General features: G+C 73.0%; 21 protein-coding genes and 1 pseudogene. 9 read left to right on the top strand and 13 right to left on the bottom strand.

Annotated features, from left to right (window positions below):
• Window positions 1-56 precede the first annotated feature (56 nt).
• Window positions 57-932 carry a helix-turn-helix domain-containing protein gene (locus tag ACFYX3_RS19210; protein ID WP_389014664.1) on the bottom strand — a complete coding sequence of 292 codons (876 nt, stop codon included), beginning with the start codon at window positions 930-932 and terminating at the stop codon, window positions 57-59.
• An 80-nt stretch (window positions 933-1012) separates the two neighbouring features.
• Between ACFYX3_RS19210 and ACFYX3_RS19205 the strand changes: the two genes are divergently transcribed.
• Genes ACFYX3_RS19205 through ACFYX3_RS19195 form a run of 3 tightly spaced genes read left to right on the top strand, consistent with a single transcriptional unit; the run spans window position 1013 to window position 4247 of the window.
• Entirely contained in the window at window positions 1013-1870 is an 858-nt protein-coding gene (locus ACFYX3_RS19205; protein ID WP_389014661.1) for an alpha/beta fold hydrolase, read from the top strand.
• 17 nt (window positions 1871-1887) lie between these two features.
• Window positions 1888-3108 carry an FAD-dependent monooxygenase gene (locus tag ACFYX3_RS19200; RefSeq protein ID WP_389014658.1) on the top strand — a complete coding sequence of 407 codons (1221 nt, stop codon included), beginning with the start codon at window positions 1888-1890 and terminating at the stop codon, window positions 3106-3108.
• A gap of 50 nt (window positions 3109-3158) precedes the next feature.
• Window positions 3159-4247 (top strand): cation:proton antiporter, encoded by a 1089-nt coding sequence (locus ACFYX3_RS19195; protein ID WP_389014654.1) that lies wholly within the window; start codon window positions 3159-3161, stop codon window positions 4245-4247.
• 7 nt (window positions 4248-4254) lie between these two features.
• On the opposite strand, the gene ACFYX3_RS19190 is transcribed toward ACFYX3_RS19195, so the two are convergent.
• From ACFYX3_RS19190 to ACFYX3_RS19175, 4 genes are all read right to left on the bottom strand, one after another.
• A complete protein-coding gene (locus ACFYX3_RS19190) occupies window positions 4255-5700 on the bottom strand; it encodes a purine-cytosine permease family protein (protein WP_389014651.1) in 1446 nt (481 codons plus the stop codon).
• Window positions 5701-5851: 151 nt separating this feature from the next.
• A complete protein-coding gene (locus tag ACFYX3_RS19185; RefSeq protein ID WP_389014648.1) occupies window positions 5852-7126 on the bottom strand; it encodes an MFS transporter in 1275 nt (424 codons plus the stop codon).
• Window positions 7123-8499 (bottom strand): GH1 family beta-glucosidase, encoded by a 1377-nt coding sequence (locus ACFYX3_RS19180; RefSeq protein ID WP_389014645.1) that lies wholly within the window; start codon window positions 8497-8499, stop codon window positions 7123-7125. Before ACFYX3_RS19180 ends, ACFYX3_RS19185 begins: the two co-directional genes overlap by 4 nt.
• 116 nt (window positions 8500-8615) lie before the next feature.
• The gene (locus tag ACFYX3_RS19175; protein ID WP_389014642.1) at window positions 8616-9269 is read right to left on the bottom strand and encodes a TetR/AcrR family transcriptional regulator; all 654 of its coding nucleotides are present in this window, start codon (window positions 9267-9269) and stop codon (window positions 8616-8618) included.
• A 44-nt stretch (window positions 9270-9313) separates the two neighbouring features.
• On the opposite strand from ACFYX3_RS19175, the gene ACFYX3_RS19170 reads away from it, so the two are divergent.
• Together ACFYX3_RS19170 and ACFYX3_RS19165 are read left to right on the top strand one after the other, a co-directional pair.
• Entirely contained in the window at window positions 9314-9982 is a 669-nt protein-coding gene (locus tag ACFYX3_RS19170) for a helix-turn-helix transcriptional regulator (RefSeq protein ID WP_389014639.1), read from the top strand.
• 55 nt (window positions 9983-10037) lie between these two features.
• Window positions 10038-10544, top strand: coding sequence for a DUF3291 domain-containing protein (locus ACFYX3_RS19165; RefSeq protein ID WP_389014636.1), 507 nt, complete (start codon window positions 10038-10040; stop codon window positions 10542-10544).
• 29 nt (window positions 10545-10573) lie between these two features.
• Here the strand turns inward: ACFYX3_RS19165 and ACFYX3_RS19160 are convergent, their stop codons facing one another.
• From ACFYX3_RS19160 to ACFYX3_RS19135, 6 genes and pseudogenes are all read right to left on the bottom strand, one after another.
• Window positions 10574-11827, bottom strand: coding sequence for a serine hydrolase domain-containing protein (locus ACFYX3_RS19160; RefSeq protein WP_389014633.1), 1254 nt, complete (start codon window positions 11825-11827; stop codon window positions 10574-10576).
• A 144-nt stretch (window positions 11828-11971) separates the two neighbouring features.
• On the bottom strand, window positions 11972-12667 hold the full coding sequence (locus ACFYX3_RS19155) for an alpha/beta hydrolase (protein WP_389014630.1): 696 nt from the start codon (window positions 12665-12667) through the stop codon (window positions 11972-11974).
• A gap of 124 nt (window positions 12668-12791) precedes the next feature.
• Entirely contained in the window at window positions 12792-13604 is an 813-nt protein-coding gene (locus tag ACFYX3_RS19150) for an SDR family NAD(P)-dependent oxidoreductase (protein WP_389014627.1), read from the bottom strand.
• Between the two features lie 120 nt (window positions 13605-13724).
• Window positions 13725-15908, bottom strand: a complete 2184-nt coding sequence (gene katG, locus ACFYX3_RS19145) for a catalase/peroxidase HPI (protein WP_389014624.1) — start codon at window positions 15906-15908, stop codon at window positions 13725-13727.
• 150 nt (window positions 15909-16058) lie between these two features.
• Window positions 16059-17957 (bottom strand): transketolase, encoded by a 1899-nt coding sequence (locus tag ACFYX3_RS19140; RefSeq protein WP_389014620.1) that lies wholly within the window; start codon window positions 17955-17957, stop codon window positions 16059-16061.
• A 159-nt stretch (window positions 17958-18116) separates the two neighbouring features.
• Window positions 18117-18691 (bottom strand): annotated as a pseudogene (locus ACFYX3_RS19135) (endonuclease).
• 250 nt (window positions 18692-18941) lie between these two features.
• Here ACFYX3_RS19135 and ACFYX3_RS19130 point away from each other — a divergent pair.
• From ACFYX3_RS19130 to ACFYX3_RS19115, 4 genes are all read left to right on the top strand, one after another.
• Window positions 18942-19202, top strand: coding sequence for a universal stress protein (locus ACFYX3_RS19130; RefSeq protein WP_389014617.1), 261 nt, complete (start codon window positions 18942-18944; stop codon window positions 19200-19202).
• Window positions 19199-19453, top strand: a complete 255-nt coding sequence (locus ACFYX3_RS19125) for a DUF6213 family protein (RefSeq protein WP_389014614.1) — start codon at window positions 19199-19201, stop codon at window positions 19451-19453. The genes ACFYX3_RS19130 and ACFYX3_RS19125 overlap by 4 nt, the downstream gene beginning before the upstream one ends.
• Window positions 19454-19458: 5 nt before the next feature.
• Entirely contained in the window at window positions 19459-19680 is a 222-nt protein-coding gene (locus ACFYX3_RS19120; RefSeq protein ID WP_389014611.1) for a hypothetical protein, read from the top strand.
• Between the two features lie 130 nt (window positions 19681-19810).
• On the top strand, window positions 19811-22114 hold the full coding sequence (locus ACFYX3_RS19115; RefSeq protein WP_389014608.1) for a SpoIIE family protein phosphatase: 2304 nt from the start codon (window positions 19811-19813) through the stop codon (window positions 22112-22114).
• A gap of 93 nt (window positions 22115-22207) precedes the next feature.
• On the opposite strand, the gene ACFYX3_RS19110 is transcribed toward ACFYX3_RS19115, so the two are convergent.
• Window positions 22208-25171, bottom strand: coding sequence for a HAMP domain-containing protein (locus tag ACFYX3_RS19110; RefSeq protein WP_389014605.1), 2964 nt, complete (start codon window positions 25169-25171; stop codon window positions 22208-22210).
• Window positions 25172-25598: 427 nt separating this feature from the next.
• On the bottom strand, window positions 25599-25997 hold the full coding sequence (locus ACFYX3_RS19105; RefSeq protein ID WP_389014602.1) for an STAS domain-containing protein: 399 nt from the start codon (window positions 25995-25997) through the stop codon (window positions 25599-25601).
• Window positions 25998-26423 lie beyond the last annotated feature (426 nt).

Raw genomic sequence — 26423 nt, 5'->3', positions numbered from 1 at the left:
GGGCCGTCGTTTTCCAGTCTTTTCGCCGCCACGCCTTCACCGTGACACCCCTGTATTCATGTATGAAGGTGTGACAAATGATGAGGGTGGGGCAGGACGGCTTTTCCGCGGGTGGGCCATGCCATGTCGTCGACGGCGAGGAACGGCTCGCCGGCCACGGTCGCGGGGGTCGCCCCGGTCAGTGCCCGGACGTCCCGGTGCAGGTGGGACTGGTCGGCGTAGCCGGTGTCGGCCGCGACGTGGGCCGCGCCTTCGCCCGCGACCAGGCGATGAGCGGCGTGATCGAAGCGGACGAGTTTCGCGGCGCGCTTGGGCGGCAGGCCGAGTTGCGAGCGGAACCGCGACCACAGCCGCTTCCGGCTCCACCCGACCTCGTCCGCGAGTCCGTCGATCCGGGTCAGGCCGTGGCCGGCGACGATCCGGTGCCAGGCCCAGGCCACCTCCGCGTCCACCGGCGGTCCCGCCTCGTGCCGACGGGCGAGCAGCAGGTCCGTCAGCGCGAAGCGCTCCTGCCACGAGGAGACGTCCGCGAGTCGTTCGCGGATCCGTGACGCCTCCCGGCCCCACAGGTCGTCCAGCGGCACGACGGCGCCGTCGAGGCCGGCGGGAGAGACGCCCAGTACCGCGCGGGCGATCACCGGGGACAGTCGCACCTGCACGCACTCGACGTCCACTCCCCGCGCCCGGACCGCGCCACCGGTGCCGAGTCCCGGCCCGGCGACGAGACTTCCCCGCTGCTGCCCCGTCGCACAGTCGAGGACGGGTGTCCCGTCGCCGAACTCCAGGAGCAGCGTCACGGCCGGGTGCGGGACGATCCGGAGCGCGTCCAGGTCGGGGACGCGGAACCCGGCCATGGTGACACCGGCCACCGGGCTGGGCCGCCGCGGGCACTCGACGCCCCATGTGGCGGCACCGTGCGCGAACGTCTGCATCGTTCCATGATGCTCCGCGAGCCGGCCGGGGGGAACATTCGTCCAATACGCCGGAGCGTGCCGGCGCGGACGATCGGCACATGACAGCTTCCGACGGCGGTCCGTGGGTGGACAACGGCGCCGAAACCACCGAGAGTTCGCTTCTGCCGCTGGACGACGGCGACATCCACGTGTGCCAGGACGGCCCCCGCGACGCACCCGCGCTCCTGCTCCTCCACGGTTCCGCGTCCTCGACGCGCTCATGGGACCCGATGGTTCCCCTGCTGACCGGCTCTCACCGTGTCATCCGGATCGACCTGCTCGGACACGGGCGATCGGCCGAACCGGACGACCGCAGCTACGCCGTCCCGGACCAGGCGGGCCGGGTCGGTGCGGTGCTGGAGCGGCTCGGCGTCGAACGTGCCGTGGTCGTCGGCCATTCCAGCGGCGGCGTCGTCGCCACGGCCCTCGCCGAACACCGGCCCGACCTGGTGACCGCGCTCGCGCTCGTCAACACCGGCCCCGGCCTCGGCGCCTTCATCGCACCGGAGCCCGCCGCGACCGGCTCCCCGCAGTGGCCGCCGAGCGACGAGCAGCTCCGCCACTTCGCGAGCACCGCGGTCAGCCGCGAGGGGTACCGGATCCCGGAGGAACTCCTGGACGACGTACGCGAGATGACCCTTCACACGTTCACCGCGACGATGCAGGCCACGCGCTCCTACCTGGAGCAGCGGGCGCTGCCGGACCGGCTGACGACCCTGGGCAAGCCGCTCCTCGTGCTCTTCGGCGAGGACGACCGCCGATGGAGGTCCTCGTCCGCCGCCGACTACCGCGCCGTTCCCGGCGCGGAGGTCGAGTTGCTGCCCGGCCTCGGGCACTCGCCCCTGATCGAGGACCCGCAGCGCACCGCCACCCCGCTGCTGGCCTTCACCGCGCTCCACGCCGTACGGGTGGACTGAACGAAAGGAGGGGTCCCATGCGGATCCTCGTCTCCGGTGCCGGCGTCGCCGGACCGGTGCTGGCCTACTGGCTCACCCGGCACGGCTTCTCCGTCACCGTCGTCGAGTGCGCACCGGCCCTGCGCAGGACCGGCGGCCACGCGGTCGACCTCTTCCGGCCCGCGATGGGCATCTCCGAGAAGATGGGCGTGCTCCCGCGCATCGAGGAGCGGGCCACCGGCACGACCCGGATGACCGTCCACCCGGAGGGCTCACGGCGTCCCGTCCGGGCGGACCTCTCCAAGATCTTCGGCGCCGCCTCCGACCGGCACGTCGAGATCATGCGCGACGACCTGAGCGAGATCTACCGCGACGTCACACGCGACGACGTCGAGTACGTCTTCGGCGACTCGGTCACCGCGATCTCGCCTGCCGGCGAGGTGCGGTTCGAACAGGCCTCCCCGCGCCGCTTCGACCTGGTCGTCGGCGCGGACGGCCTGCACTCCACCGTGCGCCGCCTCGTCTTCGGCGAGGAGTCGCGCCACCACGCCTTCATCGGGGCCTACTTCGGGGTGCTGACCCTGCCCGACGCCTCGGTCCTCGACGGCGAACTCCTCATGCACGTCGGCGTCGGCCGCACCGTCGGCATGTACGGCGCGCGTCACCTCGGCGACGCGCGGGCCTTGTTCCTGTTCCGGAGCGAGCGCGAACTCGACTGCGACCACCGCGACGTCCCCCGGCAGAAGGAGCTGTTGCGCGGCGCTTTCGCGGGCATGCACGCCGATGTGGACCGCTGGCTGGACGAACTCGACCGCACCCCGGCGTTCTACTTCGACTCGATCACCCAGCTGCGCATGGACACATGGTCGCGGGGAAGGGTGACGCTCGTCGGCGACGCCGGCTACAGCCCCGGTCCCGCCGTCGGCGGCAGCACCAGCCTGGCCGTCGTCGGCGCGTACGTCCTCGCGGGGGAGCTCGCGCGGGCGGGTGGCGACCACGAACGTGCCTTCCCCGCCTACGAGCGCGCGATGGCGGAGCACGTACGAGGCAGCCGCGAGGCCGCGCTGAGCGCGGCGAAGACCCTGATCCCCACGTCCCGTCTCGGCGTACGAGGACTGGCCCAGGGCGCCCGCCTGATCTCCGCCCTGCCCGCGGGCCCCGGCCGCGCCCTTTTCCGTCTCGCCACGAGGAGCACACGCCACCACGACTCCGTGACGGTCGACGACTACTCGCCGTCGTCCGTCGCACCGGCGCGGTGAATGTTCACGTCTGTCAGGACATGGCACCGTGATCGCACTCTTCGGTCCTGTTGACCCTGCTGTTCCTGTGGGTCCTCGTCTCGCACCGGTTGTCGCGGTGGAGCATCACCGCCCCGATCGCCTTCGCCGCGGCCGGCATCCTGCTCAGCGGCGGAGATCACCCGGTCGTCCCCCTCGACGCGGACACCCACACCTTCCAGCGGGCCTTCGAGCTCGTCCTCGCGGTCATGCTGTTCACGGACGCCACCGAGGCCCGCGAGTACGCGCGGCTGCGCGAGCCCGTGGGTCAGGTGCGGCTGCTCGGGCTCGCCCTGCCGGGGTCCCTCGTCCTCGCCGTGCTGTTCGGCGCCCTCGTCTTCCCCGGCACGGGCTGGTGGCTGCTCGCCGTCATCGCCCTCGTCGTCATGCCCATGGACCTCGCCCCCGTCCTGATGCTCCTGCGCGACGAGCGGCTCCCCCTGCGGGTGCGTGCGGCGCTCAACATCGAGGGCGGCTTCAACGACGGGCTCATCTCGCCGCTCTTCGTGTTCTGCCTCGCCCACGTCGTCTCCGAGGGCGACGCCTTCGGACACCTCGTCACGAACGCCCTCAAGGGCGCGGTGTGCGCGACGATCGTCGGCTCGGTCCTCGGATTCCTCGCCTCCGAGGCGGTGCGGTGGGCGCTGAGGTCCGGCTGGGCCGAGCCCGCGAGCCTGCGTCTGGCCGGGCTCGCCCTGCCCTTCCCGGCCTACTCGGCCTCCGTCCTCGTCGACGGCGACGGCTTCGTCGCGGCGTTCGTCGCCGGCCTCTGGTACGCGCACGTCGCGTCCGAACTCAGCGAGGACTCCCTCGGCCTGGTGAACGACGTCAGCCATCTGCCGGCCCTGGCCGCCTGGTACGCCTTCGGGGCGGTGGCGACGCAGGCGTTCACCGGCGGCCACGTCCTCCGGTACTTCGCCTACGCGCTGCTCGTCCTCGTCGTGGCCCGCTCCGTGCCCGTGATCGCCTCGCTCTCGGGGACGGCGTTCAGCCGCCCCGAGCGCATCGCGATCGGCTGGCTCGGCCCGCGCGGCGTCACGTCGATCGTCTTCTCGGTCCTCGCCTTCGCCCGCTGGTCCGCCCGGCACCCGCAGCCCGAGGAGGCCGATCCGGTGAGGTGAGTGCGGGTCAGGCGACGGGCGCGGTGGACCGGTCGTCGTCGGCGGCGGACGGATGGACCGTCTCGGCGGGCGGGTCGGCGGTGCGCCGCACCCACACCCAGTACAGGGCCGCGGTGACCGCGAGGCCGACGATCCACGAGATGTCGGCGCCGTCGAGCTTCTTCGTGATCGCGCCGGTGTACAGCTTCGTGGCCAGGAACGGGATCTGGACGGCGACACCCACGACGTAACAGGTCAGTGCGGTCACGTTCCAGCGCCCGTAGCGGCCGGCAGGGTCGTACAGGGCGGGGATGTCGACGCGTTCGCGGGAGACCAGGTAGTAGTCGACCAGGTTGATCGCGCTCCACGGGGTGAACACCATCAGGATCAGGAGCACGAAGTTCTTGAAGTTGTTCAGGAAGTCGGCGCTGGCGGCGAGCGCGATGCCGATCGACACGGCGGTGAAGCCGACGATGTAGGCGGCGCGGGCCGCGGTCGAGATGCGTGAGCGGCCGTCGAAGGCGGTGACGGTCGTCAGGATCGACATGAAACCGCCGTACGCGTTGAGGCAGTTGACGGTCAGCTTGCCGACCACGATCACCAGGTAGACGAGGAGGGCGAGGCCCGCGGGCCCGGCCAGGTCGCCGAGGAAGCCCACCTGGTCGGTGAGGAAGGCCTTGCCGGCGACGGCCGCGGTGAGCGCCCCGAGGGTCATGGCCCACTGGGAGCCGATCACGGAACCGGCGAACGTGGACCAGAACGTGGCGCGTGTGCTGGTGTCGCGCGGCAGATAGCGCGAGTAGTCGGCGACGTACGGGCCGAAGGTCAGCTGCCAGCCCGCGCCGAGCCCGACGGCGAGCAGGAACGTCGCCGTCTCGAAGCCCTTGGTCCCGACGTGCGCGCCGACGTCGTACTGGGTGAACACCCGCACGAGGAGGTAGCCGAGGCCCAGCACTCCGGCGACGGTGGCGATCCGGCCGGCGGCGTGGATGAGCCGGTAGCCGGTGACGGCGACCACGGCGGTCAGCACGCCGAAGACGAGGATGCCGATCCGTGCGTCGTCGATGTGCAGCAGCTCGGACATCGCCTGGCCGGCGAGCACGCTGCCGGTCGCGGCGAAGCCGAGGTACATGAGGATCACGAGGAGCAGCGGCAGGACCGCGCCGTGGACGCCGAACTGCGCGCGACTGGAGATCATCTGCGGTACGCCGAGCCGCGGGCCCTGCGCGGAGTGCAGCGCCATCACGATGCCGCCGAGCACGTTGCCGATCAGCAGCGCGGGTATCGCCCACAGCGCGTCGGCGCCGAAGACGACGGACAGCGCGCCGTCCACGATCGCGGTGATCTGCATGTTGGCGCCGAACCACAGCGTGAACTGGCTGCGCGGCGTACCGTGCCGCTCGGCGTCGGGGATGACCTCGATGGTGCGCCTCTCCATCGAGAGACGTTCCCCGGGGGTGTGTTGGACCGGCATGGTGGAGACCTCTCCCCGCAGCGATTCCTGTGTATCCGGACGCACCGCAGTCATGTGCCCGCACTGCGGTGCGCCGAATCTCGCATGGACTCCAACAGGGATCAAGGCTCTGAATGAACAATTTCAGAGATCGAGACGGAGATCCGGGGCGCTACGCCACGCCTCGGACGCGGCGGACGAGGACGCCTCCGAGGAGGATGGCCAGGGCTGCCGTCGCGTACAGGCCGGTGTAGCCGCCGAGGTGGGCGATGACCGGCGAGGCGAGGGCGGGCGCGAGGACCTGGGGGCCTGAGTTGGCGATGTTGATGACGCCCAGGTCCTTGGCGCGGTCGGCCGCCTCGGGCAGGACCTGGGTGACCAGGGCCTGGTCGACGGCGAGGTAGATGCCGTACCCCGCGCCGAGGACGGCCGCGGCGGCGAGCGCGGACGGCCAGGTGTGGAGCAGGGCGAGCAGCAGCGCGGCGGCGGCCATGACGACCGAACAGAGGGCGACGAAGCCCTTGCGGCGCCCCGCGCGGTCGGACAGGACGCCCACGGGGACGGCCGTGAGCGCGGCGCAGAGGGTGTAGACCACGGTCAGGATCAGGACGCCGGTGCCGGGGTCGTCGTAGTGGACGGCGTCGGCGAGGAAGTAGAACAGGTAGAGCGTGCCGAGCGCGTTCCCGAGGTTGATCAGGAACCGGGTGAGCCACGCCCAGCCGAAGTCGGGGTGCTGCCGGGGGCTCAGCCAGAACGAGCGGGCGAACGCGCGGCCGTCGAAGGCGGGGCGCAGGGCCTTGGGCAGCGCGGGCTCGGTCTGGCGCAGGACGAAGGGGAGGGCGAGGACGACGGTGAGCACGGCGAGCGTGACGTAGCCCGACCCGACGCCGGTGACGAGGAGCGTCGTGATCAGCGCGCCGAGGACCAGGCCGATGGACTGCGTGAGGCCCGTCCAGCCGGAGACCTGGGCGCGCTGCCCGAGCGGCACGCGGTCGGCGATCGGGGTGGTGACACCGGCCAGCATCGCGTTGAGGCCGGCCTGCGCGAGGCACCACCCGACGGCGACGCCCCACACGGTGTGCTGGGAGGCGGTGAAGGCGAGGCCCGCCGCCCCGGCGAGCGCACCGCCGAGGATCCAGGGCCGGCGTCGGCCGAAGCGGCTCGTGGTCCGGTCCGACCACGCGCCGGCGAGCGGGTTGGCGAGGACCGCGACCAGCGCGCCGAGGCCGGTGACCAGCGACAGGGCGGTGTTCTTGTCCTGCGGGTCGATGTGCTCCAGCTGGAGCGGCAGCAGGATCTGGATGGGTGTCATGAAGGCCATGAAGACGGCCAGGGTGGCCAGCGAGAGGCTCGCCGTCCATCCGGCCGAGACCGGGACGGTGGGCTCGGCGAGGACGGCGGCCCGGCCGGCCCCGTCCGCCGCGCCCTGCGTGCGGGCCCGGGTCATGAGGACGTTCGGGCCCGCTGCGAGGCGATCAGGTCCCGGTACCACGCGAAGCTCGCCCGGGGCGTGCGGCGCCCGGTGGCGAAGTCGACCTCGACCAGGCCGAAGCGCTGGTGGTACCCCTCGGCCCACTCGAAGTTGTCGAGCAGTGACCAGGTGAAGTAGCCGCGCACGTCCACCCCTCGGGCCACCGCGTCGGCGACGGCCGCGAGGTGTCCGGCGAGGTAGTCGATGCGCTCCCGGTCATCCGTACCGGCCGGCTGCGAGCAGCCGTTCTCGGTGATCCACACGGGCGGAAGCGCGTCGCCGTAGCGGGACTTGAGGCCGGTGAGCAGCTCCGTGAGCCCGTCGGGGACGACGGGCCAGTCGAACGCCGTACGCCGGTACGCCTCCTGAGGCTCCGCCAGATCGAAGGGCAGGCCCGCGGCGGGATCGGCCGGGGCCGTCACCCAGGTCGGGTTGTAGTAGTTGATCCCGAGCCCGTCGAGCGGCGCGGCGATCGTGGCGAGATCACCGTCGCGCACCACGCCTCCCCAGCTCGGATCGGCCATGCCGTAGGCCGAGAGGTCGGGGTGACTCCCCAGGAGGACCGGGTCGTTGAAGAGCCTGTTGTGCAGGATGTCGTACGCCGAGGCCGCCGCCGCGTCGACGTCGGGACGGGCGTCCGTACGCAGACGCACGGGCGTGCAGTTGTTGGCGATCAGCACCTGACCGTCCGGGACGGCGGCCCGCAGCGCCTCCGTCGCGAGGCCGTGGCCGAGCAGCTGGTGGTGTGCGACCGGCAGCGCGTCGAGGAGCAGGGCGCGCCCCGGGGCGTGGACGCCGAAGCCGTACCCGAAGGACATGTGCACGAAGGGCTCGTTCAGGGTGATCCACCGCTTGACCCGGTCGCCGAGCCGCTCCGCCGTCACCGCCGCGTACTCCGCGAACCGGTACGCGGTCGCGCGGTTCAGCCAGCCGCCCTCGTCCTCCAGGGCCTGCGGCAGGTCCCAGTGGAAGAGGGTCGGCGTGGGCTCGATCCCGGCGGCGAGCAACCCGTCGACCAGCCGGTCGTAGAAGTCCAGGCCGCGCGGCTCGATCTTGCCCGCACCGGTCGGCAGGACGCGCGGCCAGGAGACCGAGAAGCGGTACGCGTCGAGCCCGAGTCGCCGCATCAGTGCGACGTCCTCGTCGAACCGGTGGTAGTGGTCGCAGGCCGTGTCGCCGGTGTGGCCGTCGCGGACGACCCCGGGGCGCCGCACGAAGGTGTCCCAGATCGACGGCCCCTTGCCGTCCTCGTCGGCCGCGCCCTCGATCTGGTACGCGGCGGTCGAGGCGCCCCAGACGAAGTCGGCCGGGAGCTGGGGGAGTTCGGTGGGACTGATGGTCACGGGCACCTGCCTTCACTGCGGCGCGCCGACTGCCGGCCTGCCGTCCGAGGTGGGCCGCAACGTAACATGAACACGCGTTCACGTTCTATGGCTGGGACAGGCCGGATCCCCCTGCCCGGCCGTCAGCCGGTCGTCAGCCGGCCGCGCAGGTCCTCCCAGTAGCAGTGCAGCATCCGCTTGAGCTCGTCCACGGTCTCCAGGTCCGGCTCGCCGCCGCCCTTGAACACCTCGTGCAGCACGGCGTTGGCCGCCCACACCACCATCCGCGTCGCCCGCTGCGCCCGCTCGCCGCCGGAACCGCCGGTCAGGCGCTCGATGATCCGCCGCAGGCCGTCGGCGATGAGCGCGTTGCTCGCCTCGTCCGCCCGGGCGAGCTCGGGACTGAGGTGCCGCCCGGCCCACAGCGCCATCCCGCCCGGCTGGGACCGGAACAGCTCGGTGTAGACGTCGACCATCGTCCCCACCAGATCGGTCAGTTCACCCGCGACGGCTCGCTCGACGAGCCCGTCGATCGCGGTCTCGAAGCCCTCCAGGTACCGCCGGCCGAGCGCGTCCACGACGGCGCTCTTGTCGGGATGGAACTGGTAGATGCTGCCGACCGGCACACCCGCCTCCTCGGCGATCCGCCGCATCGTCAGCGCCTCGTACCCCTCCTGGGACAGGATCCGGTCGGCCGCCGCGAGGATGGCCTCGGCCCGTGCCCGGCTGCGCGCCTGCTGCGGCTGCCTGCGCACCCGCGGCCGCGCGTCCGGCTCCGGCTTCGTCGCTTCCGTCATCACACGGTTCTATCACTAACCTGCGTTGTTCCTAGAATGGTCCCGTGGAGGACATCGACGCGATCGCGGTGCTGCAGGATCCTGTACGGCGCCGCCTGTACGAGTACGTGGTGGCGCAGGGCCGCGAGGTCGGGCGGAACGAGGCCGCCGAGGCGACCGGGGTGGCGCGCACGCTCGCCGCGCACCATCTGGACAAGCTGACCGGGGCCGGACTCCTCGAGAGCGGCAGCCGCCGGCTGTCGGGGCGCTCGGGGCCCGGGGCGGGCCGCCCCGCCAAGGTGTACACGCGGGCGCGGGGCGAGCGCTCGGTGTCGCTGCCCGCCCGCGACTACCGCACCGCCGCCGAGCTGCTCGCCGAGGCCGCCGAGCAGGCCGGGCTCGATGCCGGGCTCTGCGCGGCGGCCCGCCGTCGGGGCGAGGCCCTGCGCGGCCCGGCGGGTCCGTGCGGCGGCCTCGGCGAGGCCGTGGAGGCGCTCGCGGCCCGCGGCTACGAGCCGTACCGGGAGGACGTCGAGGGGGAGGCCGCGGGCGCCGTCCGGATGCGCAACTGCCCCTTCCATGCCGTCGCCGAAAGCTTTCCGCCGCTCGTCTGCGGCATGAACCTCGCGCTGCTCGAAGGGCTGCTCGGCACGGAGGGTCCCGTGCGCGCCCGTATGGACGCCCGGCCGGGGGAGTGCTGTGTGGTGGTCGAGGCGGTGGAGGCTTCTGTCTGAGTTCTAAAAACAATGATGATTGACATAGAAAACCGGCGCGTGCTGGGATGAGGCCATGACCGCACCCACGCGCCCCGTCCACCTTGCCCAGCTCAACGTCGCACGGCTCCGTCACCCCCTCGACGACCCGCGCGTCGCGCCGTTCGTCGAGGCGCTCGACCCGGTCAACGCCGCCGCCGACGGAGCGCCCGGCTTCGTGTGGCGGCTCGTGGAGGACGGCGGGGCCGACGCCACCGGCCTGCGCCCGCTGGGCGACGACGTCATCGTCAACCTGTCCGTGTGGGAGACCCAGGAGGCCCTGTGGGACTTCGCCTACCGCAGCGGGCACCTGGAGGTCGTGCGGCAGCGGCGCGACTGGTTCCACCGGCACGTCGAGGCGCATCTGGTGCTCTGGTGGGTGCCCGCCGGGCACGTCCCGACCGTCGCCGAGGCCGTCGAACGGCTCGAGGACCTGCGGGCGCACGGACCGTCCCCGCGCGCCTTCACCTTCGCCTCCTCCTACACCGCCGCCGAGGCCGAGGCCGCCGAACACACGCCGGACGGCGATTCGGCAGCGGTCTGAGCCGGCCGCCGGCTGACGGCTGTCGGTCCTCAGCCGAAGTCGGGGATGGGGTGGGCCGGAGCCAGGGCGGCCGCGATGCGCTGGGCGATCGTGTGGGCCGAGTGACCCGCCGCGGCGTTCGGGCCGTTGGTGGTCGACACCGCGATGGCGAGACGTTCGGACGGCAGGTAGTCCTGGGACGCCGAGTACCCGAAGAACAAGGGGTGCTGGGACACCCAGTCGCCCAGGACGAGCAGCCCCAGGCCGTAGTGGGTGGCCTCCGTCTGCGCGAGGCAGACCGTCGCCGGACACGTGCGGGTGGCGTGGCCCAGGCCGACCGTCCCCGGGTCCAGCAGCTCCTCGTACGACGCGGGCGAGAGCAGCCGGCCCGAGCCGATGCCGACGGCCGAGCTCGCCAGGTCGCAGATGTCGGTGGTCTCCACCGCGCCCGGAGCCGTGGTCCACGAGGGGTTCCAGAAGGTCGACTCCTCGTACCTGCCCCGGTCGGACGTGAAGGCGTGCAGGACGGGCGTCGGGATGTCGGGCGTGAAGCCGTTGCCCGTCTCGCGCAGCCCGAGCGGGCCGAGGACCTGACGCCGGAGCAGGACGTCGAGCCGTGTGCCGGTGATCTTCTCCAGGGCGGCGCCGAGGAGCACGAAGCCGGCGTGCGAGTAGCTCCAGTTGGTGCCCGGCTCGTACCAGCGGTCCTTGCCCGTCGACAGCCGTACGAGCTCGTCGGCCGTCCACTGGCGGAACGGATCCGCCAGGACGGCCTGCTGGAACTCGGGCAGCCGGACGTAGTCGACGAGGCCGGTGGTGGAGGCCGCCAGCATCCGCAGGGTGATCCGGTCGCCGTCCTCGAGGCCGGGCAGCCAGCGGGCGACGGGGTCGTCGAGGCGCACCCTGCCCTGGTCGACGAGCCGCAGCAGCGCCGTGCCCATGTAGCTGATGGCGATGTTGCCGTTGCGGAAGTGCATGGCGGGCGTGGCCGGTACGCCCGTCATCGACTCGCCGAGCGCGGCGGTGACGAGCTCGCGGCCGTCGACGGTGACCCGCAGGATCACGGACTTGAGGCCCATCTCCGTTTCGGCCGCCTCGGCGATCCGCAGGACCTCGCGCGCCGGGCCGCGCTCGGGCAGCCGGGAGGCGACGCAGGGCCGGCCGTGGCGGGTGTCGTTCGTCGGGGCGCCGGCCGCCGCGGCCGGGGCGGCGAGGGCGAGGAGCGCGGCGACGGCGGTGACGGCGGCGCGGTGCGACCGTCGAGCGGACCGGGGCGGTCCGGGCTTGGAGCGGGGTGGTCTCATGGCCGGAGTATTGGCCGGTGGGCGCCGCGCGACGGCCGAGGCGCCGCCGACCCGCGCGAACATCACCCGTCAGGCCCGCGCGGGCGGTGCCCGGCCGGCGCCGCCGCCGCGGGAGCGCGGTGACGGCACCGGCAGGGGAGCGCGTCAGCCCGTCGTCGCGTTCACCGCGTCCTCGATCAGGTTCACGACGTCCTCGGGCCGGGAGGCCAGGGAGGCGTGGCTGGCGTCGAGTTCGACGACCTTGCGCGGGTTGATGCGCTGCGCCATGCGGCGCTCGTTGTCCGGGTGGATCGCGTGGTCCTGGGTGGACACCTGGTACCAGCTCGGCTTGGTGCGCCAGGCGGGCACGGTGACCGTGTCGCCGAAGGTGGAGCCGACCGGCGCCTTCTGGGTGACGGCCATGACCAGGGCCTCGTCGGCGGTGAGGTCCTGGCAGAAGGTCTGGTGGAACTCGTCCTTCTTGATCCACAGGTATCCGTCGGAGTCCGGGACGATGCTGTCGAAGCCCGCCGGAGGCATCTGCTGGGTGATCTGGCCGGGGCTCTCGCCGGCGTCCGGCGCGAAGGCGGCGATGTAGACGAGCGCGGTGACGTTCGGCAGGTTGCCCGCCTCGGTGATCACCGCGCCGCCGTACGAGTGGCCGACCAGGACGACCGGCCCGGCGACCTGGTTGATCATCTTGCGGGTGCGCTCGGCGTCGTCGGCGAGCGAGGTGAGCGGGTTCTCGACGGCGTGGATCTGGTCGTACCCACGCTTGTTCAGCTCGACGATGACGTTCGCCCAGTGGGCGGCGCCACCCCAGAAACCGTGGACCAGGACGATGGCGGGCTTGTCGATCATGGCTCTCTTCCTCACCGGCGGGACTCGTGTCGTGATGCACACATCACTCAGAGTGATTGTGTGCTGCGGCGCCCCGCGCGGCGAGGCGCGCGGTCCAGGGGAGTGACCGAGAGAGTGACCCGCCCTACCCGATCAGCTCGTGCGTCATCCTCATCAGGCGCTCGCGCGCCTCCGTGTCGTACGCCTGCTCGTGCGCCCGCGCGTCGGCGAACCGGTCGAAGTAACGGCCGGTGACGCCGGCCAGGTCCGGGTCCAGAAGCAGGCGTACGGTCGGGCGGACGCCCTCCTCCGTGGTGATGACCGGCGTGAGGCCGTAGGCGCGGACGCCGGGCGTGTCCATCAGGTGGGCCGGGTGCAGGGCGTTCACCGTGACCCCGGTGCCCTCCAGCTCGTCGGCCAGCTCGAAGGTCGCCATGATCATGGCCAGCTTGCTCCGGCAGTACGCGCGCAGGCCCTCGTAGCCCCGCTCCAGCATCACGTCGTCGAGGTCGACGGCCTCCTGCCCCATCGAGGCGACGTTCACGACCCGCGCCGGAGCCGAGGCGGTGAGCAGCGGCAGCAGGGCTCGGGTGAGTGCGTACGGGGCCAGGTGGTTGACCGCGAAGCGGAGTTCATGGCCCTGGCCGCTCAGCTCCCGGGTGAGCGGCTGCGCGCCGCCCCCGGCCACCGCGTTGTGGATCAGCCCGTCGAGGTGCGGCTCCGCCGCCCGGATCCGGGCGGCCATCGCGCGGACCTGGTCCAGGTCGGAGAGGTCGGCGAGGTACGTGCGGACGGTGGTGCCGGGCCCCGCGGCCCGGGCCTCGGCGGCCACGGCCTCGAGGCGTGAGGCGTTCCGGCCGTGCAGGAGGAGGGTGCCGCCGCGAGGCGCCAGGTCGAGCGCGAGCGCGTGCCCCATGCCCTGGGTGACGCCGGTGATCAGAGTGGTGTGCCGGTTCATGGTGACGACAGTGGCAGCGCCGGGCGCCCCGAGGGAGTGCGTACCGCACCTGGTGTCCACACCACCAGGCACGGCAGCCCCCTCCCGGCCGGCCCGATGAGCCGGCCGGGAGGGGCGGGTTCAGCGCAGGTCGAACCGGTCGAGGTTCATCACCTTGTCCCACGCCGCCACGAAGTCGTGCGCGAACTTCTCTCCCGCGTCCGCCGACGCGTACACCTCCGCGAGGGACCGCAGCTGGGAGTGCGAACCGAAGACGAGGTCGACCGGCGTGGCGGTCCACCGCACCTCGCCCGTGGCGCGGTCACGGCCCTCGAAGGCGTTCTCGTCGGCCGCCGAGGCCTTCCACTCCGTGCCCATGTCGAGGAGCCCGACGAAGAAGTCGTTCGTCAGCGACTCCGGCCGGTCGGTGAAGGCCCCGTGCGCCGACTGCCGGAATCCGGTGCCGAGCACCCGCATGCCGCCGACGAGGACCGTCATCTCGGGGGCGGTCAGGGTCAGCAGGCTGGCGCGGTCGAGGAGAAGGGTCTCCGGCGACAGCTTCTCGCCCGCCCGGAGGTAGTTGCGGAAGCCGTCCGCCCGGGGTTCGAGCACCGCGAACGACTCCACGTCGGTCTGCTCCTGCGAGGCGTCGGTGCGCCCCGGCGCGAACGGGACCGTGACGTCGTACCCGGCGTTCTTCGCGGCCCGCTCCACGGCCGCGCACCCGCCGAGCACGATGAGGTCCGCGAGCGAGATCCGCGCCCCGGCCGCGCCCGTGAAGTCCGCGCGGATCCCGTCGAGGGTCTCGATCGTCCGGGCCACCTCGGGCAGGTCGTTGACCTCCCAGTCCTTCTGCGGCGCGAGCCGGATCCGCGCACCGTTGGCACCGCCGCGCTTGTCCGTGCCGCGGAAGCTCGCGGCCGACGCCCAGGCGGTGGTGACCAGCTCGGAGACGGAGAGCCCGGAGTCGAGGATCCTCGCCTTGAGGGCGGCGACGTCCGCCTCGCCGACCAGCGGGTGGTCGACCGCGGGGACCGGGTCCTGCCAGAGCTGCGGCTCGGGGACCCACGGGCCGAGGTAGCGCGAGAGCGGGCCCATGTCACGGTGCAGCAGCTTGTACCAGGCCTTGGCGAACGCCACCGCGAGCTCCTCCGGGTGCTCGTGGAAGCGCTTCGCGATCGGCGCGTACACCGGGTCGAGCCGCAGCGAGAGGTCCGTCGTCAGCATCATCGGGGCGTGCCGCTTCGACGGGTCGTGCGCGTCGGGCACGGTGCCCTTCGCCGCCGGGTCCTTGGGGGTCCACTGCTGGGCGCCGGCCGGGCTGGTCGTCAGCTCCCACTCGTACCGGAACAGGTTGTCCAGGTAGCCGTTGTCCCACCTCGTCGGCTCGTTGGTCCACGCCCCTTCGAGCCCGCTGGTCAGCGTGTCGGCGCCCTTGCCGGTGCCGTACGTGTTCCGCCAGCCGAGGGCCTGCTGCTCCATCGGGGCGGCCTCGGGCTCCGGGCCGACGTACTGCGGATCGACCGCTCCGTGACACTTGCCGAAGGTGTGGCCGCCGATGATGAGCGCGGCGGTCTCCTCGTCGTTCATCGCCATGCGCCCGAACGTCTCCCGGATGTCCCGTGCGGCGGCGATCGGGTCCGGATTGCCGTTGGGGCCCTCCGGGTTGACGTAGATCAGGCCCATCTGCACGGCGCCGAAGGGACCGGTCAGCTCCCGGTCGCCGCTGTAGCGCTCGTCCCCGAGCCAGGTGTCCTCGGGGCCCCAGAAGATCTCCTCGGGCTCCCACACGTCCGGGCGCCCGAAGCCGAACCCGAAGGTCTTGAACCCCATGGACTCCATGGCGCAGTTGCCGGCGAAGACCAGCAGGTCGGCCCAGGAGATCTTCCGCCCGTACTTCTGCTTGACCGGCCAGAGCAGCCGGCGCGCCTTGTCCAGGCTCGCGTTGTCGGGCCAGCTGTTCAGCGGGGCGAAGCGCTGGGCGCCGCGGCCGCCGCCGCCCCGGCCGTCCGCGATGCGGTACGTCCCCGCGGCGTGCCAGCTCATCCGGATGAAGAGCGGCCCGTAGTGGCCGTAGTCGGCGGGCCACCACTCCTGGGAGTCCGTCATCAGCGCGATGACGTCCCGCTTCAGCGCCTCGACGTCGAGGCCCGCGAACTCCTTCGCGTAGTCGAAGTCCTCGCCCATCGGATCGGACAGGGGCGAGTTCTGATGGAGGACCTGGAGGTCCAGCTGGTTCGGCCACCAGTCCGCGTTGGTCTTGGGCCGGGTCTCGGTGGGGGTGGGGGAGGCGATCGCCGGGTTCTCGCTGTCGCTGCCGGGCACGTGGGTCCTTCTTCCGCTCATCTGTGACGGTTTCGGCGTCCGTCATGGTCGCGTACGGCGGACCGCGGGGTGGCGATAACACGCAGAGCCCGGCCAACCGACAGAAACGATCGGAAGGAGGGACTTTCGTATCGAAGGGTGATGTGGTTCCTATCGCGCGATCAGTGCCCGGGCCGCCCGGGCGATGTGCGTACGGGAGATGCCGCACGCGTCGAGCAGCTCAGCCGTGGTGCCGGACCCGGGCAGTTCCGTGACGGCGAGATGGCCGAAGCTGAGACGGGGGAAGGCGGGCCGCCCGGCGTCCGCCGCGAGCGCCGACAGGACGGCCTCGCCGAGCCCGCCCTCGGGATGGTGGTCCTCGACGACCAGGACGGCGCCGGTCTCCCTGGCAGCGCGCGCGAGGGTGCCCCCGTCGACGGGCTTGACCGAGTACAGGTCGACGACCCGGGCCCGTACCCCCTCGGCGGCCAGCTCGTCCGCGGCCGCCAGGCACTCGTGCAGCGTGACACCGGCGCCGACGAGCGTGACCCGGTCGTCCGGACTCTGGCGCAGGGTCTTCGACCCGCCGACGGGGAACGTCTCGTCACCGTCGTACAGGACCGGATAGGCGCCGCGGGTGGCACGCAGGTAGGAGATCCCGTCCCGGTCGGCCATGGCCGCGGTCAGCGCGGCCGCGGAGGTCGCGTCGCTCGGGTACAGCACGGTGGAGCCGAGGACGGCGCGCATCATGGCGAGGTCCTCGAGGCCCATCTGCGACGGGCCGTCCGCGCCGATCTCGACCCCGCAGTGCGACCCGCACAGCGCCATCGAGATCCGCGAGACGGCGGCCATCCGGATGAAGTCGTGCGCGCGGGTGAGGAAGGCGGCGAAGGTCGCGGCGTACGGGCGGAAGCCGCGCACGGCCATGCCGACCGCGTCCGCGATCATCTGCTGCTCGGCGATGTACGTCTGGAAGTACCGCTCCGGGTGGGCCTTCGCGAACTCCTCGGCGTGGGTCGAGTTGCCGACCTCGGCGTCGAGGACGACGACGTCCGGCCTGGCACCGAGCGCGGCCAGGGCGGCACCGAACGCGACCCGGGCGGCCACGGCGTCGCCGACCTCGTAGCGGGGCAGCTCCACCGGCTCGGCATGCCGGGCGGAGGGGCGCGCGGGCGGACGGGCGGGCGGCTGCGGACCACGCACCCGCAGATCGCGTACGCCGCCGAGTTCGGCGACCGCGCGGGCGGCCAGGTCCTCGGGCAGCGCCTTGCCGTGCCAGCCGTCCTTGTCGGCGATCTCCGCCACGCCACGGCCCTTCACGGTCCTGGCGACCACGACGGTCGGCGACCGGCTGCCGGCGGCCGCGGTCAGGGCCCGGTCGATCGCCTCGAGGTCATGGCCGTCGACCACGAGCGCCCGGCACCCGAAGGCCTCCACGCGGCGGGCGTACGTGTCGGTGTCCCATTCCAGCTCGGTGGGCCCGCTCTGGCCGAGGCGGTTCACGTCGAGCAGGACGGTGAGATTGCCGAGCCGGTGGTGTCCGGCCTTGTCGAGGGCCTCCCACACGGAGCCCTCGGCCGTCTCGCCGTCCCCGCACAGCACCCACACCCGGGAGGACCGCCGCTCCAGATGCCGGAGCGCGAGGGCGATCCCGACGGCGTAGCCGATGCCCTGGCCGAGGGAGCCCGTGGCCACGTCCACCCAGGGCAGCTCGGGCGTCGGATGGCCCTGGAGCCGGTGGCCGAAGCGGCGGTACGTCGACATCAGCTCGTCGTCGCCGATCGCCCCGGCGGCCTTGAGCATCGCGTACAGCAGGGGCGATGCGTGCCCCTTGGAGAAGACCAGGTGGTCACCGGCCGGGTTGTCGGGCGTCGCCCAGTCGTAGCGGAGGTGGCGGGCCATCAGGACCGCCATCAGATCGGCCGCCGACAGACTGGAGGTCGGGTGCCCGGAGCCCGCGGCCGTACTGGCCCGCACCGAGTCGACCCGGAGCTGCTGGGCGAGCTCGGAGACCTGGGCCAGGTCGCTGTGGGGGCCGAGCGTGGTGGGGGTGAGGGGTGGTGCGGTCATGACCGGGTCCTTTCCGATCGGTCCGTTCGCAACCGGTCCCTGCCGGCCGGTGCCGTTCGCAAGCGGTCCCTGCCGGCCGGCTCCGTTCCCAACCGTTTCCTTCCGGCCGGTTCCGTTCGCACACGTCCATCCTGACGGCTCCTTCCGTACCGCGCGGCCTCACGCGGCACGCAGGACCTCCGCCGCGCCCTCCTTCCCGGACAGGCCGGCGCGCACGAGGGCGGCCGCCAGGCGGGCCAGGTCCTTCGGGGGACGTGACGGGCGAGGCCCGCCGGGGTGTGGGGGAGGGCGAGAGCGGCGGCCTCCGCCGGCGCGCGTTCGTCGAAGTGCGGGCGCAGCTCCGGCCAGACGGCCTGCGCCTCGCGGCAGAAGACGCCCGCGCCCACCGGGCCGATCCCGGGCACCTCCTGGAGCAGCCCGCGCAGCTTCTCCGGCTCCCCGGAGGCCCGCTCGCGGAGCCGCCGCAGATCGCCGCGGTAGCGGTCGAGGACCAGCGCCGCGCCGTCACCCAGGGCGGTCGCCGTGCTCTCGTCGTACCGGACGCAGTGCGCCCGCCCGAGCGCGTCCACACGGGCCCGCCAGGAGGAGTCCGCCATGGCGCGGGGGGTCCGCAGCCCGGCGGCGAACAGCTCGCGCGCGGCGGCCGTGGCGATGCCGGCCCTGATCCGGACCGAGCACAGGACGGTGAGGACGAGGAGCCGGTACAGCGGGGCGGGCTCGTCCCGCAGGGTGATCCCCGCCTCCTCGGCGTCCGTCCGTACGCGCGCAGCAGCCGGGCGATCCCCTCGGAGGTGTCCACCGCGACCTCCCCTGCCGGCCGGCCCCCGCCTTCGGCCCGCGTCTACCCGCGCGTCCGGCCCTCACGCGTCCGTATCCACGCGTACGGGCCGGAGCAGCGGGTAGTCGGTCGGGGAGAGGGGACGGGGACCTGCGTCCCGTACGCCACCCCGGGCCCGGTCGAGCACGTCAGCGAAGGGGCACGTCATGGACTTCAGCGACGGCAGATCCCACGTGGTCGTGGGCGTCGACGGCTCACCCGCCTCGTACCCCGCCAAGGTGCTGATCGAGGCGCAGGCCGGCGCCGGCCTGCTCGTCGTCGACGGTCGCGGCCGGGGCGGCTTCACGAGCCTGCTCCTGGGCTCGGTCAGCCGGCAGTGCGCCGTGCACGCGTCCTGCCCCGTCGTCATCGTCCGCGGACACGACGCCGTGACGCCCGTCCCGCACCCCGGAGGCCGGTTCCGATGAACGCGTCGATGTCCCTCGTCCACGTCCCCGGTGGCCCCCTCCTGCTTCCCGCCGACGAGGTGACCCTCCTCCTGCGGCGCCTCGCCGAGAACTGGCGTGAATCGGCCGAGGCGTACGACTCGGGCCTCGAACCGGAGACGGTCGAGGCGCTGGTCGGCGCGCTGACGGAGGTCGCCGACCGCATCGACGCCGAGTGCATCGGGCTCATGCCCCTCACCCGCGAGGGAGAACCCCGGAGCGAAGGAAGGTGACCAGGATGAGTGAGCCGCGGAAGCCACGGCATCCGGACGAGCCGGTGCCCCGGGAGCCCGAGGACCAGCAGGCCACGGTGGAGGACCCGCTGTCCGTCCCCCTCCCCGAAGGGGACCGCGAGGCGAGCCCGCCGGACACCGACGAGGCCGGCACGGGCCCCCGGGGCCGGGTCCGGGAAGGCACCGCCCATCCCGAGCACCCCGCCCCGGAGGAGCCGTCCGGCTGACGGAGGCGAGGTGCGCGATCCGCCTGGCCCGCCGGCCACGAGCGGCCGCACGCGTGCGCGTACGAGTAAAATCCGGATCGTGTCCGCACACGGGCTCCGGACGTCCGCGCGAGGCGGGACGGAGGTCGACGTGACAGGTTCCGAAGACTCCGCCGGGCCCGCGGCCGTCGCCCGCGGCTTCCACGAACTCGCCGCCGAGAACCGCTGGCTGCACGACCGGTTCGCCCGCCGCCACCTCCTCGACCTCGCCACCGGAGTGCTCGCCGCACAGCTGCGGCTGCCGCCCTCCGAAGCCGCCGAGTACCTCTCCGCCCTCGCCCAGGCGACCGGCCTGTCCGCGGAGGACCTCGCCGCGGACATCGTGAACGCGGCCGCCGACGGCAGCGGCCCCGCCGTCACCGTCCCCCCGGAGAGCGAAGAACCCCGGCCCGGCCGGGCGGCCCCCACGCACCCCGGCGAGGCCCGCCGGGCCCGCCGCACGGCCGCCGCGGCGGAGGCCGCCGACACGGTCGGCGAGGCGGCCAGGACCCTCCTGGACGAGGGACTCGCTCCGCTCGGCGTGGACAGTCTCTGGCTGTGGCAGCGCGTCGACCGCGACTGCCTGCGCCTCGCCGGCTGCGCGGGGGCGGGAGCCGCCGAGGCCGCCGCCTGGCAGTGGATCCCACCCGCCGCCCCCGAGCCGTTCCGTACCGTCCTCGTCGGCACACCCGTCTGGCTGGAGGACGGGCCGCCCCCCGACGAGGTGCTCCCGGGCCCGACCGCCCGCGCCGCCCGCGCCCTGCTCCCGCTGCGCCGCCGCGACCGGACCGTCGGCGTCGCCCTCGTCGGCTGGCCGGGCCCCACACCCCTGGACACCACGGCACGCCGGGCCCTCACCGGCCTCATGGAAGTGGCGGGCACGGTCCTCGACACCGCCGGTTCGCCACCGGCCGCCGTCCCCGTCCTCGTCGACGTGCTCGACTCCCTCGCGCAGCCCGCGATGCTGCTCTCCGTGCCCGGCACGTCCGGGGAACCTGCCGTCGAGCACCTCAACGACGAAGGGGCCGTCGCGCTCGGAGGCACCTCCTCCGGGAGCGACGCCTCCCTGGCCCGCGCCTTCCCCCTCGTCCACGCCGACCTGGCGCGCATGGCACGCCGCGCCGCCGGCACCGCCCGCACCCAGCAGGCCGCCCGGCTTCCGGCGTCCCCCGGGCCCGGGGACCCGCCGCCGCTCCTCGACGTGCGCGTGCTTCCGGCCGGCGGAGGCCACGCCATCGTGCTGTGGCACACCGTCGGCGCCACCGGCCTCGCCGCGGCCCGGGCGGTCGCCCGGCTGCAGAGCGTCGCCCCCTTCCAGGACAGCCTGACCGGCGGCGGGACGCTGTGGTCACCCGAGGCGTACGGCATCTTCGGCATGGCGCGCGACGAACCGCCGGTCCCGCTCGCGGAGCTGCGCGACCGGGTGCGCCCGGACGACCGCGACGCCCTCGCCGACCTCGTGACGACCGTGACCGAACGCCAGACGGGCGGGCAGACGGTCCTGCGGATCGCGCTCCCCGACGGGACCGTCCGCCACGTGCGCGTGGCCGCCGAACCGCTGATCGCGGAGGGGATCGTCACCGGCCTCGCCGGGGTCTACCAGGACGTGTCGGACAGCCGCAGGACCGAGGCCGCGCTCACCGCCACCTTCGACCACCTCACCGCCCTGCACGACCAGGCGGAGGTGCGCCATCAGCTGGCCCTCCAGCTCCAGCAGGCCATCGTGCCCGAGGGGCCCGGGCTCCAGGAGATGCCCGGGGACCTGGTGGTGGCCGCCCGGTACCGGCCGGCGGCGAGGGAGTACCGGGTCGGCGGCGACTGGTACGACGTGCTCGCGCTGCCCAGCGGCAGGATCCTCGTGGCCGTCGGCGACATCGCGGGGCACGGCATCGACGCCGTCACCGGCATGGTGGCGCTCCGCAACGCCCAGCGGGCGCTCGCCTTCACCGGCCACTCGCCCCGGCAGCTGATGGAATGGCTCAACGAGGTGACCCTCCGCACCGGAGACGGCATCACCGCGACCGCCGTCTGCGCCCTGTACGACCCCGAGGACCGCGGTCTGCTCTGGACGAGCGCCGGGCACCTGCCGATGGTGCTGCTCAGGGACGGCGCGGCGAGGCTGCTCGAACCGCCGCAGGACCTCCTGCTCGGCGCGGTCCCCGAGTACGGCTACCGGGAGCAGCGGATCGGGCTGCGCCCCGGGGACACCCTGCTGCTGTACACCGACGGGCTGATCGAGCGCCGCCACGACGGCCTCGACGTGGGCGTCGCACGGCTGGCCGCCGATGCGGAGCGGCTCGCGGGCCACGCGCCGGACACGCTCGTCGACTCCCTGCTCGGCACGGCGGCCGGCGACACCGACGACGACACCAGCATCGTCGCCGTACGGGTCAGGGGCCGACCGCCGGCCGCGTGACCTCTCGACCGGCGCGCCGAGCCGAAGCCGAGCCGACACCCGCGGACCCGCCTCCGGCGGCCGCCCTCGGCGCCCCGCTCTCCGCGTCCGCTCTCAACCGGCGAGCCAGCTGCGGATCTTGGCCGTCAGCTCGTCCTCGTCGACGGGCTTGGCCACGTAGTCGTCGGCGCCCGCCGCGAGGGCCTGGGCGCGGTCGCCCGGCATCGCCTTCGCGGTGACCGCGATGACGGGGAGCCCCGCGCGGTCCGGCATCCGCCTGATGGCCTCGATGGCCGAGTAGCCGTCCATCCCGGCCATCATGACGTCCATCAGCACCAGCGCGATCTCGTCGTGGGCGGCGAGCACGTCGAGGCCGGCCCGGCCGCCGTCGGCCGTGAGGACCCGGAAGCCGTGCCCTTGCAGGACTTCGGTGAGGGCGAACACGTTGCGGGCGTCGTCGTCCACCACGAGCACGGTCCGGCCCGCGAGGCCGTCGGGGGAGCCGGTGCCGTCCGGGCGGTCGGCGGAGGAGGCGCCGGGGGCGGTCCCCGCCCGGCCGGCGGAGCCGTCGGCTTCCGCGGCGAGTTCGGCGGGCCGCGGAGCCGGCAGGTGGAGCGTGAAGGTGCTGCCGCGGCCGGGGACGCTCTCCGCCTGGATCGCCCCGCCGAGGAGCCCGGCCACCTCCCGGCTGATCGAGAGACCCAGGCCGGTCCCTCCGTACCGGCGGGCGACCGTGCCGTCGCCCTGCTGGAAGGCCTCGAAGACGTTCCGGAGCTGTTCGGCGGGGATGCCGATGCCGGTGTCGGTGACCCGGAAGGCGAGGACGTGCCCGGCCCCGGCCAGGGTCGGCGGGGTCTCGGCGGGGGACGCGTACCCGACGGTCAGCGACACCCCGCCCTCGTTGGTGAACTTCAGGGCGTTGGACAGCAGATTGCGCAGGACCTGCCGGATGCGTGCCTCGTCGTTGACGAGAGTCTCGGGCACGTCGTCCGCCAGAGTGACGGTGAAGTCGAGGTGCCTTTCGTCGGCGACCGGGCCGAAGGTCGCCTCCAGGTACTCGAGGAGCTGCCGCAGGGCGAAGGGTTCGTGCCGGATGTCCATCTTGCCGGCCTCGACCTTCGACAGGTCGAGGATGTCGTTGATCAGCTGGAGGAGGTCGGATCCGGCGGAGTGGATGACCTCGGCGTAGTCGATCTGCTTCTGCGTCAGGTTTCCCTCGGCGTTCTGGCTGAGCAGTCGCGCGAGGATGAGCAGGCTGTTGAGCGGGGTGCGCAGCTCGTGGCTCATGTTGGCGAGGAACTCGGACTTGTACATCGAGGTGCGCGAGAGCTGCTGGGCGCGCTCCTCCAGCTCCTGCCGGGCCTGCTCGATGACCAGGTTCTTCGACTCGATGTCCTTGTTCCGCTCGGCCAGAAGGGCGGCCTTCTCCTTCAACTCGGCGTTGGAACGCTGGAGTTCCTGCTGTCCCGTCTGCAGCTCCTTGGTACGGGAGCGGAGTTCGTCGGCGAGCTGACGTGACTGGCCGAGGAGTTCGTCGGTGCGGAGGTTGGCGACGAGCGAACTGAGCACGGCTCCCGCGCTGACGACGAAGCGGTCGAGGAAAGCCCGCTGCAGGGGTGTGAAGGGGCTCAGTGACGCGAGCTCGACGGCGCCGAGGACCTGTTCCTCGACCACGATCGGCAGGACGATCAGCATGCCCGGGTCGCCGGAGCCCGTTCCGGAGGCGATGGTGGCGTATCCGGGGGGTACGTGCTCGACCACGAGGGTGCGGCGGTCGTGGGCGGCCTGTCCGACGAGGGACTGGCCGGGGCGGAAGCGGCGGGGTGGGGTGTGCGGGTCGTCGGGGGAGCCGTAGGAGGCGGTCACGACGAGTTCGGTGCCCCGTTCGCCGTCCGTGGCGAGGAAGAAGGCGCCGTACTGGGCGCCGACCAGTGGTGGCACCTCGGCCATGATGAGTTCGGCGATCTCGGGCAGGCCGCGGGTGCCCTGGAGCAGGCCGGTGATGCGGGCGAGGGTGGTCTGGAGCCAGTCCTGTTCCTGGTTGGCGCGGGTGGTGGCGCGCAGTGATTCGACCATGGAGTTGATGTTGTCGCGCAGGTCTTTGACCTCGCCGGGGGCGTCGACGGTGATCGAGCGGGTCAGGTCGCCCTCGGCGACGGCGCTGGTGACCTCGGCGATGGCGCGGACCTGGCGGGTGAGGTTTCCGGCGAGTTCGTTGACGTTCTCGGTGAGTCGTTTCCAGGTGCCGGAGACGCCCTCCACCTCGGCCTGGCCGCCGAGTTTGCCTTCGGTGCCGACCTCGCGGGCGACGCGGGTGACCTCGGCGGCGAAGGAGGACAGCTGGTCGACCATGGTGTTGATGGTGGTCTTGAGTTCGAGGATCTCGCCGCGTGCCGAGACGTCGATCCGGCTGGTCAGGTCGCCCTGGGCGACGGCGGTGGTGACCTGGGCGATGTTGCGTACCTGGTTGGTGAGGTTGTCGGCCATGGAGTTGACGTTGTCGGTGAGGTCCTTCCAGGTGCCGGAGACGCCGTGCACGGTGGCCTGGCCGCCGAGTTTGCCCTCGGTGCCGACCTCGCGGGCGACGCGGGTGACCTCTTCGGCGAAGGAGGACAGCCGGTCGACCATGGTGTTGATGGTCTCTTTGAGTTCCAGGATCTCGCCGCGTGCGTCCACCCGGATCTTCCGTGTGAGGTCGCCGCCGGCGACGGCGGTGGCGACCTGGGCGATGGAGCGGACCTGGTTGGTGAGGTTGTCGGCCATGGTGTTGACGCCGGAGGTCAGCTCGCGCCATACCCCGGGTGCGGGGGGTTCGCGGATCCGGCCGCCGAGCAGTCCCTGTCCGCCGACCTCGCCGGCGACCCGGGTGACCTCGGAGGTGACCAGTGACAGCTGGCCGACCATGTCGTTGTAGACGCCGGCGATCTCACCGAGGATGCCGCCCCCGGTGTCGGGGAGTCGGACGGACAGGTCGCCGTCCCGTACGGCGGTGAGCCCGGCGAGCAGCCGTCGGAGGCCGTCCTCCCCGGGTTCCGTCTGCGGCGCGGCCGGGTCCGGGGTGGAACCGTGCTCTGCCATGGGGACCTCGCACAGGGGGTGGCGCGGGCCCGGGTGCAGGCTGCACGGAGGTCCCGCATCACCCTCCACTCTAGGCCGGGCCCGGTCCATCGGGCGGGGCCGTCACCACCACCTCCACCTCGAACCACACGGCCGTCCCCCGGCCCGGAGACGCAGCCCCAGCTCACCGCGAGCCGTTCCAGGAGGACGGCCTCGGGGGCGAGCAGCAGGGCGTCCTCGGCGGCGACCTGCCCGGGTTCCCCGGCGGGCCCGAACCAGCCGCTCAGGGCCCGCTCCGTGAGTTCGCGACACTCCGCACCACTCCGTCACCCTCCGTCAGCTCGTGGCGGCGGGAACGAGCGGGCGCACGCCGTACGCGCGGGCCGGCCATACGGTGCTGCCGCCCCGTCCGGGCCGCCGAACCGCGCGGTGCGGCGACTTCCCGGGGTCAGCCCTCGGCGTCGGTGTCCGCGAGCGCGGCGTCGGTGTCCGCGTACACCTGGAAGACCTGCAGCGCCCCGGTGATCTCGAAGATGCGGCGGACCGGCGGCCGCAGCCCGGCGAGGTCCAGGTGCCCGCCTTGGGCGAGCAGCCGCAGCCGCGTCCGCAGGAGCACGTTCAGACCGGTCGAGTCGCAGAACTGCAGCCCCGTGCAGTCGACGACGACGCGCACGGCCCCCGCGCTCTCGGCCAGCGCGTTCCGCAGGGGTTCCACCGTGTCGTGGTCGAGCTCGCCGTCGAGCGCGAGGACGACGGCCCCGGGGTGTCCGCCGTGCCGGCTCACCACCAGCAGACGGTCCTCCGCCCGCGTAGGCCTCGCCTCTCCCGTCCGGCTCGCAGCCTCCATGGGGTTCACCCGCCTCCTCGTGTACGATTCCGCACCCCCCTGGCTCCAGACTTCCGAGGGACCCCTCCACGGCCAGAAGCCCCTACCTCATTCCTGCCCCTTTTCGCCCGCTTCTGACCCCCTGGGACTTGCCCCGTTCCCCCGTTGGTTCCTTCCCGAACCACGTCGCCTCTCGGCGCAGGCGCCGGCCGGCCTCGCCGACTTCCTTCCGGATCCCGGTCGCCGGTTCGTCCATCGACTCCTCGGGCTGCTCGCGGGAGCCGTCGGGTCCGTCCTGGCCCTGCTGCTTCTTCACGTGGCCGCGGCTGCCCCGGATCCCGTCGCCCATTCGCCCGGTTCAGCCGCTCGCGCGGTCGGTCGCCGCGTCGTCCTGGAGGAGGCCGTCCCTGAGCTCGTGGAGGATGCGGGTGAGCAGTCGCGAGACGT

Origin of the sequence: Streptomyces sp. NPDC002463, assembly GCF_042889835.1 — a bacterium.
Lineage (GTDB): Bacteria > Actinomycetota > Actinomycetes > Streptomycetales > Streptomycetaceae > Streptomyces > Streptomyces nymphaeiformis.
This window is presented reverse-complemented; position numbering and strand designations above follow the sequence as displayed.

Coding starts and splice junctions, on each gene's coding strand:
- ACFYX3_RS19175 (WP_389014642.1), bottom strand. CDS start 9,269: ATGACGGAAGCGACGAAGCCGGAGCCGGACGCGCGGCCGCGGGTGCGC.
- ACFYX3_RS19150 (WP_389014627.1), bottom strand. CDS start 13,604: ATGAACCGGCACACCACTCTGATCACCGGCGTCACCCAGGGCATGGGG.
- ACFYX3_RS19210 (WP_389014664.1), bottom strand. CDS start 932: ATGCAGACGTTCGCGCACGGTGCCGCCACATGGGGCGTCGAGTGCCCG.
- ACFYX3_RS19200 (WP_389014658.1), top strand. CDS start 1,888: ATGCGGATCCTCGTCTCCGGTGCCGGCGTCGCCGGACCGGTGCTGGCC.
- ACFYX3_RS19155 (WP_389014630.1), bottom strand. CDS start 12,667: ATGATCGACAAGCCCGCCATCGTCCTGGTCCACGGTTTCTGGGGTGGC.
- ACFYX3_RS19205 (WP_389014661.1), top strand. CDS start 1,013: ATGACAGCTTCCGACGGCGGTCCGTGGGTGGACAACGGCGCCGAAACC.
- ACFYX3_RS19105 (WP_389014602.1), bottom strand. CDS start 25,997: ATGGAGGCTGCGAGCCGGACGGGAGAGGCGAGGCCTACGCGGGCGGAG.
- ACFYX3_RS19190 (WP_389014651.1), bottom strand. CDS start 5,700: ATGCCGGTCCAACACACCCCCGGGGAACGTCTCTCGATGGAGAGGCGC.
- ACFYX3_RS19130 (WP_389014617.1), top strand. CDS start 18,942: ATGGACTTCAGCGACGGCAGATCCCACGTGGTCGTGGGCGTCGACGGC.
- ACFYX3_RS19165 (WP_389014636.1), top strand. CDS start 10,038: ATGACCGCACCCACGCGCCCCGTCCACCTTGCCCAGCTCAACGTCGCA.
- ACFYX3_RS19110 (WP_389014605.1), bottom strand. CDS start 25,171: ATGGCAGAGCACGGTTCCACCCCGGACCCGGCCGCGCCGCAGACGGAA.
- ACFYX3_RS19160 (WP_389014633.1), bottom strand. CDS start 11,827: ATGAGACCACCCCGCTCCAAGCCCGGACCGCCCCGGTCCGCTCGACGG.
- ACFYX3_RS19125 (WP_389014614.1), top strand. CDS start 19,199: ATGAACGCGTCGATGTCCCTCGTCCACGTCCCCGGTGGCCCCCTCCTG.
- ACFYX3_RS19140 (WP_389014620.1), bottom strand. CDS start 17,957: ATGACCGCACCACCCCTCACCCCCACCACGCTCGGCCCCCACAGCGAC.
- ACFYX3_RS19185 (WP_389014648.1), bottom strand. CDS start 7,126: ATGACCCGGGCCCGCACGCAGGGCGCGGCGGACGGGGCCGGCCGGGCC.
- ACFYX3_RS19120 (WP_389014611.1), top strand. CDS start 19,459: ATGAGTGAGCCGCGGAAGCCACGGCATCCGGACGAGCCGGTGCCCCGG.